This window comes from Muriicola marianensis (assembly GCF_014638095.1).
In the GTDB taxonomy this organism is placed as follows: Bacteria; Bacteroidota; Bacteroidia; order Flavobacteriales; family Flavobacteriaceae; genus Muriicola; species Muriicola marianensis.
Map to the genome: position 1 here is coordinate 18,209 of NZ_BMFH01000001.1, position 13,261 is coordinate 31,469.

Sequence of the window (13,261 nt, forward strand, 5' to 3'; positions counted from 1 at the left end):
CCTAGGGGACTGTCAGTCTTAAGAAAACACATCTATGAGAAAGTGGATATCGTTAAGTTGTCCTCTTATCATGATTTTAATTTTAACGAGTTTTGGGACCTCACCAAATATCCTGGTACAGGTGCCGGAATCGCTTAGAGTTAAAGAACCTACGCCGGTTCTGTTCCCCAAAGACAGGACCATTATGCAGTCTGCAATGGTTGTACCGCCCTTTCTGGGCAGTTCCTTTGTAGGTTTTAAGGAGGCGCTTGCTTTCAAAGAATCACAAGGAGATTATTTCACCATCAACACCTTGGGTTATCTGGGAAAATATCAGTTCGGAGTAGGAACTCTCCAATTGATGGGCGTGTACAATGCCACCAAATTTCTGAATGACCCTACCCTGCAGGAAAAAGTTTTCAGAACCAATTTGGCCCGGAATAAGTGGATCCTCCGGAAAGACATTCAGAGGTTCTCCGGCAAAAGGATCAAGGGTATTGAGATCACGGAGTCCGGAATCCTCGCTGCCGCTCACCTGGCAGGCCCTGGCAATGTCAAGAAATTCCTTAGATCCTATGGGGAATGGGATGTTGAAGATGCTTACGGCACTTCTATTTTTCATTACCTGGAGCAATTCTCGGGCTACGATGTATCATCTATCAAAGCAGTAAGAAACCCAAGAATTTAAGAGAGCATAAACGGTTTACAAAACCCGCTTTAAATTCACTGTGCGAGAAACAGGAATATAGCGGGTTTCTTGTGTAATTCTGGTGTTGATGTTTTGCTCCATTCCTCAACCGTCATTGTCTTTATGAATTCACCCTCCAATGTAATATCTGCTGCTATGCACAAAAGGGTGGAGGGAGCCAGGGTTTTTACCAGGTCCTCGTACAGTTTGTCATTCCGGTAAGGGGTTTCTATAAACAGTTGAGTCTGATTCTTTTGGCGAGAGTCCTTCTCCATGGCTTTTAACGCTCTCTTTTTGTCCTGCGTATCTATGGGTAAATACCCGTGAAAACTGAAATTCTGGCCATTCAGTCCACTGGCCATAAGGGCGAGAATAAGGGAAGAGGGACCGACCAGGGGGACTACCTTTATATTTTTCTGATGAGCCAGTCTGACCACTTCGGCACCCGGGTCTGCCACAGCCGGACTCCCGGCTTCTGACAGTATTCCGACGTTAAAGCCCTGTAAACAGGGATCCAGGAATGAAGGGATAAGTTCCGGTTCGGTAAACTTATTCAGTTGTTCTATATGAAGGGAGGGTTGTGATTTCCGGGGGGCGATGTTTTTTATAAAATGGCGGGCCGTTTTCTCATTTTCCACGATATAGTGATCTATCTCTTCAATGGCTTGTTTGATCGATATAGGAAGGACCTCTAGGGGAGCCGTATCCCCCAGTGTAGTTGGTATCAGGTAAAGTCTTCCTTTTGGAATTTGAGGGTCGTTCATTACTTACTTCTATAGTTCCTCTATCAAGCGCTCACATGCCTCATCGATCAGCCTGAAAACAGTTTCAAATCCGTCATCACCTCCGTAATAAGGGTCGGGTACCTCTTGTGGCACTGAATTTGTGCACTCCAGGAGTAAACGAACTTTTCCCCTCTGGGCTTCGTTTTCCGCCATGGCGTAGACATCCCTGTAATTTGCCCTGTCCATGACCAGTATGTGATCAAAACGATCAAAATCGGCCCTGCTAAATCTGCGGCAGCGTTGGGTGCTGATATCGATATTGTATTTTTTCGCGACAGCTACAGACCTCGGATCCGGAGGGTTCCCCACGTGATAACCTGCGGTACCTGCAGAATCTACCTCGATACGTGCCGGGTCTACCTTGGATTTGAGTATACCTTCTGCTAATGGAGATCTGCAAATATTTCCCAGACATACCATGAGCACCCTTGTTTTCATACGGTTCAGGAGAACTTCTTGGTCAGGTCATCAATGTATTTCCTGAATTGTTTATCAGTTTCCGCCAGGTTGTCTACTGTTTTACAAGCATGGAGTACCGTGGCGTGATCCCTTTTTCCTATTTGGGAACCTATACTGGCAAGAGAAGCCTTGGTGAATTTCTTGGCAAAGAACATGGCGAGTTGCCTGGCCTGGACGATATGCCTTTTGCGGGTCTTGGACTGAAGGGTGGCCACGTCCATTTCGAAGTAATCGGAAACCACTTTCTGGATGTAATCTATTGATACCTCCCTCTTGGTATTCTTGACGAATTTCTCCACCACCTGCTGAGCCAGTTCAAGGGTCACTTCCCTTTTGTTGAAGGACGACTGGGCGATCAGCGAGATAATGGCACCTTCCAATTCCCTGATATTGGTCTTGATGTGTTTTGCGACGTATTCAACGATCTCATCCGGCATTTCTACCCCATCGCGGTAAAGCTTGTTCTTTAAGATGGATATACGGGTTTCGTAATCGGGGTTTTGCAATTCTGCAGAAAGTCCCCATTTGAAACGGGATAGCAAACGTTGCTCGATATCCTGCATATCAACGGGCGCCTTGTCAGAGGTAAGGATCACCTGTTTTCCGTTCTGATGCAGATGGTTGAAAATATGGAAGAACACATCCTGAGTCCCTGATTTTCCTGAAAAGAATTGGACATCATCTATGATCAGCACATCTATCAGTTGGTAGAAGTGTATGAAATCATTCCGTGTATTCTTTTTGACAGACTCAATATACTGTTGTGTAAATTTCTCAGCCGAAATATACAGTACGGTGCGTTCAGGGTACTTGTCTTTGATATCAACCCCAATGGCATGGGCGAGATGCGTTTTGCCAAGCCCGACCCCGCCGAAAATGAGCAGGGGATTGAAAGAGGTCCCTCCGGGTTTATTCGCTACGGCCATCCCGGCAGATCGCGCGAGACGGTTTGAATCACCTTCCAGGAAATTGTCAAAATTGTAGTTGGGATTCAGCTGGGATTCAATCTTGATATTGCGTATCCCCGGGATCACAAAGGGATTTTTGAGTTCCGGGTTCTTCGACTTAACAGGCACATCCATCTCCTGGGCACTTACATTGCCCCGGTTGGCGCTTGGAATGCGTTCGGTGAAAGGCTCCTTGTTACCATAGGTGTTCTCCATCTTGATGATATAGACCAGCTTGGCCTGTTCACCCAATTCCTTGGTAAGTGCCACTTTCAGCAACTTCACATAATGCTCCTCCAGCCATTCGTAGAAGAATTTGCTGGGAACCTGTATGCTCAGAGATTTTTCGGAAAGTTTTACCGGCTTAATCGGTTCGAACCATGTTTTGAATGCCTGCGGTTGGATGTTATCTTTGATAAATGCCAAACAATTGTTCCATACGGAATTAGCAGTTACACTCATTGTAAAAAAACTCTCTTTGTCGGTTAGTGATTCAAGCCAGTTGGTCAAAAGCAGAGCGGAAAATCTGCCTTCTTGAGTGAGACAAATATGTGAACAAAAAAGCTAAAAAAAAAATGATTTGAGGTTGAATTTATCCTTTTTTTTTCTCATGTTCCAGGTCGATTTCACCCAGTCTTAAATATAGCCTTTTTAACCGATAAATGGGGCATCAAAACAAATTTTCTTTCAGAGTAAGATACGGAGAAACAGACCAGATGGGAGTGGTCTACCACGGCAATTACGCCCAGTACCTGGAGATGGGTCGGGTAGAGTGGTTGCGCTCCCTTGGATTTTCCTACAAACAGATGGAAAAAGACGGGATCATGCTGCCTGTAATTTCTCTACAAATGCATTTCAGAAAATCTGCCACTTATGACGACCTGCTCACTGTGGTCACAAAACTTACCAAAACCCCGGTCGTCAAGATAGAGTTCGACTATGAGATCAGGAACGAAAAGGACGAACTGCTGGTCACTGCGAACACTGTCCTTGCCTTTATGGATATGCGTACCTCAAAACCGGTCAAATGTCCGCCGGCCATCCTGGAGAAGTTGAATTCAGTATAACTTCACCGCACGGTAGCTATTTACTTCGAGAATGCCTCACCTCAACACCGGGAATATTCCTGAATTGTCGCAGGGCCTTGTCAAACCGACTGATCGGAACATCCAGGGTATAACCAGCCCTCAGTCCATTTTCTTCCGACCTGATCCCGATCTGATTACGTTTTATCAATTGCATCACCTTGTGTACATGTTCGTAATCGAATTGTATGAACACCTCCGTCATGATGGTTCTGGTAATGATCTTTCCCTCCTCCAGAGTAAGACGGGCGGTTGCGCCATAGGCCGAGATGAGTCCGCCCACCCCCAGTTTGGTTCCTCCGAAATAACGCACGACTGCAAGGAGGATATCAGTGAGCTCGAAAGCCTGAATTTGTCCGAAGATGGGCATACCAGCTGAGTTTTTTGGTTCACCATCGTCATTAACTCGCCATATTTTCTGGTTTGCGCCTAATTGCCAGGCATAGCATATATGGTTAGCCTTTCCGTGTTCCTGTTTCAAACGGGTTAGGATCTCGGCTATTTCAGTTTCATCAGAGACAGGAAAGGCGTAACCCATGAACTTGCTCTTTTTCTCCTTTAGGATTACGCCTTCTATGGGTGCTGCTAATGTTCTGTATTGATGTATGTCCATATGTTATTGCTCAAAAGGCTGCGACCAAAATGATGCTCAATACGGCCAGTCCGATCCCAACCCAGTTCCTCCCGCTGAGCTTTTCCTTGAACAGGATGATCCCCAGGAGGGTAGAGAACATTACGATGGCGACATTGTTGATCGTGAATACAGAAGCGCTGTTCAGCACTTCATTTTGAAGGGCACGAAGAAGGAAATAGATCGAAAAGAAATTGGGGACACCCAGGGCGATCCCGCCCAGGATACTGCGGGGAGCTATCACTATCTTTTCACGTGTAGCCCGAAAAGAGATGTAAATAAGCCCGCAGCAAGCGGCACTGGCAAATACCGTAGAGGAGAACAGGGGGAATTCTCCCGCAGATAATACATTTTGTTCGAAGTACTGTATGCTGGCATCAATGATCCCGGAACCGAGAAAAACCAGGGCAGGGAGATAGAGCAAACGCCTGTTAAAGGGAAGGTGTTTATTTTTAAGAGAGCTGAAATAGACCGCAAAGAGTGCAAGGATCACTCCGGCCATTTTCAGCATCCCCATCTCTTCTCCGTAAATGAGGACTCCCAGCACAACCGGTATGGTCAGGGACATTTTTGTAGCCACTGAGGCCACGGAAACCCCTAGTACTTGAGAGGTTCGGGCCATGAGGTTGAAGATGATGATGAACAGCACACCCATGAGCACGGTTCCCGGGAACCAGCTGTAAGAGGGGATCAGGGTGATATCCGGGAAGTCTTCCATCAAAGTGAAGCCTACCAGGCAAGCAGTCATATAATTAAAGATGATCGCATAGAGGGTCTGTACCTGAAATCGGGGATACAGCTTAAAGATCACAAAGATCAAACTGGAACACAGAATGCTGAGGGCGAGATCTGTCATCCGGATACTTTTTTAAACAGATCGATTACCTCTTCCGTCCCTACTTTCAGATGCCAGGTCCTGAAACCCAGGCGCGCCGCACTTTCTATGTGTTCGAGGGTGTCATCTATAAAGAGCGTCTCAGAGGTAACAAGTGCATTCTGTTCCTTTATCATTTTAAATACTTCGGGCTCCGGTTTGCGCATCCCGATCTCGTGAGAGAGGTAAAACCTCTCAAAACAAGACGCAAATACAGAGTACCTCTCTTCACCCATCTTCTCCTTTACTTTTTCTATGTGAAGGCTATTGGTATTACTAAGCAGGAACAATCGATAGTTGTCCCGGGATGCCAGATCCCGGATGAAATCCAAGCGATACTCCGGGAAGTCAAGGATGATCGCATTCCATGCCTTCACGAGCTCCTCTTTCTCTAAACCCGGGAAGTAATTCATAGCCCTGGTGGTGAATTCATCGGTGGCGATCAGGCCCTTTTCATATTGAAAGATCAGCGGGTACAACTCTGCACTGATCTCTGTATAACCCGCTTCACCCAGCTTTCTGAGCGTAGCCTCTTTATCGAGGTTGATAAAGACATCACCGAAGTCGAATAGCAGGTTCTTAATCATTTCTAAGGATCCTTAAGAGATCATTCCCGATCTGTTCTCTGCTTAGCTCTTTACCTTTAATAGCAGGAGCTTTAAGTCCGCTCCCTAGTGATCCAGGACCTTTAAAAATACGGGCCTCATCCCAAAGCCCGGCCTCGATGAAAGATTTAAGAGTTTTGGCCCCACCCTCGACGATTACGCTTTGGACCTGGCGATCGTAAAGCCGATTGCAGATCTGCTTCGGCAGGTTTTCTGAGAAATCGAGGGTCGAATACTCAACTCCAGGGGTAGTTTCGGGACCCGGCCCCTCTTCTGTCAGGATCAGGGTTTTCGCTTTATTGTCATAGATATGGTAGTTCCCGGGGATCTTCAATTTTCTGTCGATCACCACCCGCAGGGGGGCTTTGCCTACCCAGGTTCTAGGGGTGAGTTCCGGATTGTCCATCATGGCGGTAGTTGTGCCCACAAGGATGGCCTGTTCTTCTGTTCGCCACTGATGAACCATCTGACGGGAGTAACGGTTTGTGATCCAGTAAGGCTTTGGCTCCTTTTCACGAATGTCGGATTTCGGGGCGATATAGCCATCCGCACTTTCTGCCCATTTAAGAAGTACATATGGGCGACCCTTCTCCTGGAAGGTAAGGAATCGCCTGTGGTCCTCCCGGCATTCCATTTCAAGTACAGGACAGGTTACTTCTACTCCGGCAGCCAGCAATTTCTCAATTCCTTTGCCGTCCACTTTATCATGCGGGTCCCTGAGCCCTATGACTACACGGGGTATTCCGTGGCTGATGATCAGGTCTGCACATGGAGGGGTCTTGCCATAGTGCGAACAGGGTTCCAGGCTAACGTAGAGCGTAGCTTTTTTAAGCTGTTTCTTATCAGATACTGCGTGGATGGCATTGACCTCCGCATGAGGGCCTCCATAGGGACTGGTAAACCCCTCTCCGATGATCTGGTCATCAACGGTGATCACACACCCCACCATGGGATTGGGAGCTGCGGTTCCCAGCCCGTTTTTAGCCAGTTCTATACACCTGAGAATATATTTTTCGTGTATCTTCACCCAGCAAAAATAGGATTAAAAAAGCGAATCGGAATGCGTCCGTAAAAGGACAGCAGAAGTGCTGTCAGCATTGGGCGAGGTCTGCATTTAAGGAGTTTTATACAAGGTGTTACTGAAAGAGATCAGGCATATTTTTCACAAGGAACTCGATCATCAATACGGTCGGGAAGAGGTTGAGCATTTCTTTCATCATTTTGTGGAACACTACCTGGGTCAGCCCCGATTCCACCTGGCCATGCATCCGAACTGGATTATATCCAAGGAAGAGGAAGGCGAGTTTTTCCGTGGGCTGGCAGCCCTCAGGCAGGGACAACCCCTTCATTATGTGCTGGGCAGCAAGGTCTTTATGGATCTCAACTTCAGGCTCAACAAACATGTGCTGATCCCCAGGCCGGAAACGGAGGAACTGGTTAGACTCGTAATCGCAAATCATAAGGAAGACCACCCACCTGTCAGGATCATGGACTTGGGTACCGGCAGCGGGTGTATTGCAGTCTCCCTGGCCAAATACATTCCCCAGGCTGAGGTTCATGCCATAGACATCTCCGGGAAGGCCTTGAGACTGGCCAGAGAGAATGCGAGTGCAAATGGCGTTAGTGTTCAATTTTCCGAATCCGATATGACAAAAATGGATATAGAGCCTGGATTTTATCAGATCATTGTGTCTAATCCACCCTATGTACTCGAAGAGGAAAAGAACCAGATGGAACCCCATGTGAAGGATGCGGAACCTGCAACAGCCCTGTTCGTTCCCGACGACAGACCGCTGTTGTTTTATGAATATATTGCAAAAGCAGGCAGGAAAGGGTTAGCAGATGGCGGGTATCTGTACCTGGAGATCAACCGGAGATTTGGACAGGAGGTAAAGGAACTCCTTTCCGAAGTTGGTTTTAAGGATGTGGAGGTGATCAAGGATCTGCACGGACATGACAGATTTGTAAAAGCAAAACAAAGGATCTAAAAGATGTGATATGACTCCTGAAGAGAAGATCAAAGCGTTGCGAAAAGAGTTACACGACCATAATTATCGATATTACGTGCTCGATTCCCCTGTGATATCGGATTACGAGTTCGACATGAAGCTAAAGGAATTGCAGGCCCTGGAAGAAGCCCATCCGCAATTCAAAGACGAAAGTTCCCCTACCATGAGGGTTGGGGGAGAGGTCACCAAAAATTTCAATACAGTCGTACATCAGCATAGGATGTATTCCCTGGATAACTCCTATTCCCGGGAAGAACTCCAGGATTGGGTGCAACGGGTCCAGAGGATCCTGGGAGATATGGAAGTGGAATATACCTGTGAGCTAAAATACGACGGTGCCTCCATCAGCCTTACCTATGAAGAGGGGCACCTTGTGCAGGCCCTTACCCGTGGAGATGGTTTCCAGGGAGATGATGTAACGACCAATGTGAAGACGATCAGGTCTGTGCCTTTGCAGCTCAGGGGAGATTATCCTCCAAAATTTGAGATCAGGGGGGAGATTATCCTACCCCTAGACGGATTCCAAAAAATGAATGAAGTACGCATCAGGGAAGGGGAAGACCCTTATATGAACCCGAGGAATACCGCTTCCGGCAGCCTGAAGCTGCAGGACAGTGCCCTGGTAGCCGAAAGGCCTTTAGACTGTTTGCTATACGCCCTGGTAGGGAGGGGCCTCGGGGCTTCCACCCACTTCGAATTGCTCTCAAAAGCCAGGGAATGGGGTTTTAAGATCCCTTCGGAAGCTGCCTTATGCCGCTCTCTTGAGGAGGTCATTGCCTACCTCGACCACTGGGACCTCCACAGGCATGAGTTGCCCTATGAGACGGATGGGGTGGTGATCAAAGTGAACAAGTTGCAACAGCAGGAAGAACTCGGTTATACGGCCAAATCTCCCCGATGGGCCATCGCCTATAAATTCAAGACAGAGCAGGCCGTCACCGTCCTGGAAAAGATCACCTACCAGGTGGGGAGGACCGGGGCCATTACGCCTGTGGCCAATCTTTCACCTGTGCTGCTGGCAGGTACTACGGTAAAGCGGGCTTCCCTTCATAACGCTGATCAGATCGCCAAACTGGACATAAGGGAAGGAGATACCGTAATGGTCGAAAAAGGAGGGGAGATCATCCCAAAGATCGTAGGGGTAGATGTATCAAAAAGGCCAGGGGATTCCAGCCCTACCGAATATATTACGCATTGTCCGGAATGCGATACGCCTCTTGAGCGCAAGGAAGGAGAGGCCCAGCATTTTTGCCCCAATTCAACTGGCTGCCCTCCTCAGATCACAGGTCGGATTCAACATTTTATCTCGCGCAAAGCCATGGATATTGAAGGCCTTGGAGGGGAGACGGTGGAACTGCTATTTAAGGAAGGACTGATCCGGAATTATGCCGACCTCTATACGCTTACCAAGGAACAGGTTGTTCCCCTGGAGCGAATGGCTGATAAATCGGCGGAGAACCTTATCAGAGGTATTGCCGCATCCGTTGAAATCCCTTTTGAACGCGTTCTTTTTGCCCTGGGGATAAGGTATGTGGGGGAAACGGTGGCCAAAGTACTGGCCAGGGCCTATAAAAATATCGATGCTCTGATGGAAGCCTCAGAGGAATCCCTCACGCAGGTAAACGAGATAGGCGGCCGGATCGCAGAAAGCGTAGTGTCTTTCTTCCGGGAGGAGGAGAACCGGGAGATCGTTGAAAGACTGAGATCCTATGGCCTGAACTTCTCTCTTTCAGAAGAACAGCTGCAAAACCATACGGATAAACTGAAGGGAAAAACCCTGGTGGTCTCGGGAGTATTTGAAAACCTCGAGAGGACAGAACTCAAAAAGCTCATAGAAGATAATGGGGGAAAGGTGAGTTCTTCCATCTCCTCCAAGACCTCCTATCTGGTGGCCGGCAACAATATGGGACCCAGTAAGCGGAGCAAGGCAGAGAACCTGGGCGTGCCCATTATTTCCGAAGCTGAATTTATGGCACTTATAAAATAACCCTCCCGGGGAAGGAGGGTTGCTCTTTAAACTGAAAGGCTGGGAATTAATCCCCGCTCAGGGCTTTGTCGTATACCCAGACTTCGTCCCACCAGTCGGTGAAGGTGGCATTTCGGTTTCTGATGAAGGGGTCCCATTTGTCCGCTCCATGGACCTTGTCAAAGGTTGCCCTGAAAGGCCAGGAAGTTCCAAAATCTGTCCAGTTCTTGATAAAAGATACGGTGGCCAGGTGCCTGCCGATTTTCCCCTGCCTGAATTCATTATCATAGACACCCCAGGGATTATTGCCTGGCATGGCTTTAATAGTTGCACTGGCCATGTCGAGATGCTGATCCACACCGAATCCGTGCTCTCCATTAACTTCCCAGTATCGGACATACAAGATAGGATTAGCAGATGGGTCGTTCGGGAGCATGTCTGTGTTAGACCATTTACTCATGCCTTTCCAGTATTCCCCCTGTTCTATGCGCTTGACATAGGGCATGACGTTATCCCGCCAGTCCTCATCGTGTCCTCCTGTCGCCGGACGGGTGTCGAGATCACTGTATTGTAGGGGCCCCATCATCCATACGATCTTTCCGGAATTCGGTCCGGTCAGGATATTGAAGACGGTCGACTTGAAAGCTCCTTCTTTGTGGTACTTCATATTGTGTTTCCGGAGATTCTCCCCCAATACCTTGAGTTTGGTGTTGTCCGGTACCAGCATGATGGATTCCCAAATAGGAGCTTGTTCGCTTTCCTGAGCCTGTGTGGTCACAAAGGTCCCCAGGATCAGCATGATCGTCAAAATAGTAGAAATAGTCAATCTTTTCATTGGTTTGGTTTTTAATAGGTTAGATCGAATTAAAAAGTAATCATATTCCACCCAAGTATCCGGCCCGAACCGGATGAATCCCTTACTTTTATGTCCGAAGAACACGAAAAATTTATCCTGGCCATCATGAAAATTCCTCAAAACCTCCGAGAATTTGAGGCAACCCTGAAAAATGAACACCCACCATCCCACTGGAAGCCTCAGTTACAGGCCCTGTGGTGGGATGCAAAAGGCGACTGGAACAGGGCCCATGACTGTGTTGACAGCCTGTCAGGGCAGCAGGCCAGCTGGGTACACGCCTACTTGCACCGGAAAGAAGGAGATTTTTGGAATGCCGACTACTGGTATGGCAGGGCAGGGAAAAGGAGGCCCTCCAAGCCCTTACAAGAAGAGTTCACAGACCTGCTTACTCAGATCTTGTGATCCGGAACCAAAATATTATTCCGAAACACAATTCTCACAATAGGTGTCCCGGAGATAGTCATTTTCCAGTAGCTGGAAGGTCACGCCTCCATCTGCTGGCGCATTGAAAAGTTCGCAGTAGCGCTCTTTGTTCAGGTTGATCGCGTTGAGCATGATCGTTCGGTAACTGTCCTCCCCGGTGAGTTCCTTATCTACAAGGGTCAGGTTGAGGTAATAAAACAGCAGGTCTTCGTCCACATCGATCCGTTTGACCCGGTCCTGTATCACCTGCACGGCTTTATCAGTATTGGCGTAATATGCGAGATATTGTGAAAGACTCAAATATTCGACATCGGTAAGCGGGACTTTTTGGTAATGGGAATAGATATAATCCACTGCTTTGTCTTTCCCCTGGTAATCCCGTTTGCGCATCAGGAATTCGCTCTTGACAATGTTGAAATTGACCAGCATTCTCTCCACCAGGCCCGGATCAATGCCGAAATTATTCAATTGAGCGATGTCACTTCTGAGTTTCGACTCATCGACAGGTTGCACGCTGTACCGCCAGAGTTTCAACCGCAATGCCGCCAGGTTGTATTTTACCCGTTTGTCGTCTGGTGCCAGTTTTTCAAGGGCTTCAAGTTCATTAAAAGCGATCAGGAGATATCGTTCATCGAGCAGATAACGCATCCCCGACCTGCGATTCAGGAAGGCAAGGTATTCCACCTGTTGTGGGATCCTCATCTGGTTGAGAGTGCTTGGGTCTGCCTCCTTGTTTTTCAGTTTCTCGAAAATGGATTGCTGCAACCTTTCTGCCTCGCTCAGGGAATTCTCATTCAGGGCATTGTTGAACATTCCCACAAGGTCTTCCACCGACTGGTCCTTATAAGGGTCCTTTCTTTCCAGATCGAGTTTCACCACGGCTTTGCGGTGCCTGCTGAGCAGGGGTTCCAGCTCAGCGGCTGTTTCGCCCGTCAATTTTCCCTTGACCGCGTTCTTGCTTAGGTCTTTCAAGTATTCAAATGAACCCCCCTCGATATCTGTCAGGAATTCCACCCAGTTCTCAGCCGAGGAGACCTCGGTAACAATGGCAGGTTGCTGAAATGACTGGAGCGCATCTACGATACTTTTAGCCCGCCCCTGCTGCAGTTCCAGATTTCGTTCCAGATTCCCTTCAACTGAAGAATACCCCCGGATATTGATCCGGGTAATGTTGAAATCCGTCAGCCTCAGGGAATCATACATGGGTTTGATATCCTCCGGGGAATAGGTCGATTTGTTCTTTTCAAATGGAATGGTGAAGGTCAGGGTTTTGTACCTCATGGTATAGGCCTCTTCGTCTGCCCGGGCAATAGTTTTTGGGAGATAGGTAACGGAATCGAGATACATACCCATATCCAGGAGGTCCCAACGGTAGGCTGCCAGGTTGTAGATGGTCTGGTACCTGCACAGGTTCTTGTCTTTCAGGAAGAGCATGTTGAATTCGATCTGTTTTCCCTGATACGCCGCCGGCACTTTCCCGAGCCGGGCTCTGAAACGGTCTTTCCCGTAAGGTCTCAGTGTCTTTCTCAACTCCTGGGCGTAGACAGGAGGCAGCAATTCTCCCCGGATCTGGCCAACGTCAAGAAGAATCTCCAGACAGCCATATCGCTCCTTGGAAACCAAATCTAATGCCAGTCCGTCCCCGGAATTTTTAAAGACCTCATTGAACCAGTTCTTATCTGTAACCTCAAAATAGATGGTGTTGTTATCGTCTACCTGAATGGAAAACTTTACTTCATTGGGTTTCCTGGCAAAAGCCTGAGTGCATCTTTGACAGATCTGGTCCCGGTTTTGCTGGGGAAACTGGATGTTGTAGGTGCTTTGGGCAGAGCTGGGTTGAAGGAACAGTAAAAAGAGAAAGAGTAACAGTATGGGCATTCGTGAAACAGTTAGCATTGATGAGGCCAATATAAATTCACGGGAGTTAAATCGAAAGCGGATTGAAAGAAAATTC

At 47.9% G+C, this 13,261-nt stretch carries 14 protein-coding genes; 5 read left to right on the top strand and 9 right to left on the bottom strand.

From position 1 onward, the window contains the following. The first annotated feature begins 70 nt into the window (after positions 1-70). Positions 71-667: a hypothetical protein gene (locus tag IEV19_RS00110; RefSeq protein ID WP_229732432.1), complete on the top strand. Its 597-nt coding sequence runs from the start codon at positions 71-73 to the stop codon at positions 665-667. Between the two features lie 35 nt (positions 668-702). Here IEV19_RS00110 and IEV19_RS00115 read toward each other — a convergent pair whose 3' ends face one another. From IEV19_RS00115 to dnaA, 3 genes are read right to left on the bottom strand one after another with little or no spacing between them, the layout of a single operon-like run. Beyond that, on the bottom strand, positions 703-1,431 hold the full coding sequence (locus IEV19_RS00115) for an SAM-dependent methyltransferase (protein ID WP_188368678.1): 729 nt from the start codon (positions 1,429-1,431) through the stop codon (positions 703-705). Positions 1,432-1,440: 9 nt separating this feature from the next. Continuing rightward, complete coding sequence (locus IEV19_RS00120; RefSeq protein ID WP_188368679.1) at positions 1,441-1,890, bottom strand: low molecular weight protein-tyrosine-phosphatase; 450 nt, start codon at positions 1,888-1,890, stop codon at positions 1,441-1,443. 5 nt (positions 1,891-1,895) lie between these two features. Beyond that, on the bottom strand, positions 1,896-3,320 hold the full coding sequence (gene dnaA / locus IEV19_RS00125) for a chromosomal replication initiator protein DnaA (RefSeq protein WP_188368680.1): 1,425 nt from the start codon (positions 3,318-3,320) through the stop codon (positions 1,896-1,898). A 200-nt stretch (positions 3,321-3,520) separates the two neighbouring features. On the opposite strand from dnaA, the gene IEV19_RS00130 reads away from it, so the two are divergent. Then, complete coding sequence (locus IEV19_RS00130; RefSeq protein WP_188368681.1) at positions 3,521-3,925, top strand: acyl-CoA thioesterase; 405 nt, start codon at positions 3,521-3,523, stop codon at positions 3,923-3,925. A 16-nt stretch (positions 3,926-3,941) separates the two neighbouring features. Here the strand turns inward: IEV19_RS00130 and IEV19_RS00135 are convergent, their stop codons facing one another. Genes IEV19_RS00135 through ribD form a run of 4 tightly spaced genes read right to left on the bottom strand, consistent with a single transcriptional unit; the run spans position 3,942 to position 7,080 of the window. After that, on the bottom strand, positions 3,942-4,556 hold the full coding sequence (locus tag IEV19_RS00135) for an IMPACT family protein (RefSeq protein ID WP_188368682.1): 615 nt from the start codon (positions 4,554-4,556) through the stop codon (positions 3,942-3,944). Positions 4,557-4,566: 10 nt separating this feature from the next. After that, positions 4,567-5,430 (bottom strand): EamA family transporter, encoded by an 864-nt coding sequence (locus tag IEV19_RS00140; protein WP_188368683.1) that lies wholly within the window; start codon positions 5,428-5,430, stop codon positions 4,567-4,569. Then, positions 5,427-6,035 (bottom strand): HAD family hydrolase, encoded by a 609-nt coding sequence (locus tag IEV19_RS00145; protein ID WP_188368684.1) that lies wholly within the window; start codon positions 6,033-6,035, stop codon positions 5,427-5,429. Before IEV19_RS00145 ends, IEV19_RS00140 begins: the two co-directional genes overlap by 4 nt. Beyond that, complete coding sequence (gene ribD, locus IEV19_RS00150; RefSeq protein ID WP_188368685.1) at positions 6,028-7,080, bottom strand: bifunctional diaminohydroxyphosphoribosylaminopyrimidine deaminase/5-amino-6-(5-phosphoribosylamino)uracil reductase RibD; 1,053 nt, start codon at positions 7,078-7,080, stop codon at positions 6,028-6,030. The genes IEV19_RS00145 and ribD overlap by 8 nt, the downstream gene beginning before the upstream one ends. A 106-nt stretch (positions 7,081-7,186) precedes the next feature. On the opposite strand from ribD, the gene prmC reads away from it, so the two are divergent. Together prmC and ligA are read left to right on the top strand one after the other, a co-directional pair. Beyond that, entirely contained in the window at positions 7,187-8,041 is an 855-nt protein-coding gene (gene prmC, locus IEV19_RS00155; RefSeq protein WP_188368686.1) for a peptide chain release factor N(5)-glutamine methyltransferase, read from the top strand. A 10-nt stretch (positions 8,042-8,051) separates the two neighbouring features. Beyond that, positions 8,052-10,049: an NAD-dependent DNA ligase LigA gene (ligA, locus tag IEV19_RS00160; RefSeq protein WP_188368687.1), complete on the top strand. Its 1,998-nt coding sequence runs from the start codon at positions 8,052-8,054 to the stop codon at positions 10,047-10,049. Between the two features lie 46 nt (positions 10,050-10,095). Here ligA and IEV19_RS00165 read toward each other — a convergent pair whose 3' ends face one another. Then, entirely contained in the window at positions 10,096-10,863 is a 768-nt protein-coding gene (locus IEV19_RS00165; RefSeq protein WP_188368688.1) for a hypothetical protein, read from the bottom strand. Positions 10,864-10,953: 90 nt separating this feature from the next. On the opposite strand from IEV19_RS00165, the gene IEV19_RS00170 reads away from it, so the two are divergent. Beyond that, positions 10,954-11,286: a hypothetical protein gene (locus tag IEV19_RS00170; protein ID WP_229732433.1), complete on the top strand. Its 333-nt coding sequence runs from the start codon at positions 10,954-10,956 to the stop codon at positions 11,284-11,286. A 15-nt stretch (positions 11,287-11,301) separates the two neighbouring features. Here IEV19_RS00170 and IEV19_RS00175 read toward each other — a convergent pair whose 3' ends face one another. Next, the gene (locus IEV19_RS00175; protein WP_229732434.1) at positions 11,302-13,185 is read right to left on the bottom strand and encodes an OmpA family protein; all 1,884 of its coding nucleotides are present in this window, start codon (positions 13,183-13,185) and stop codon (positions 11,302-11,304) included. Positions 13,186-13,261 lie beyond the last annotated feature (76 nt).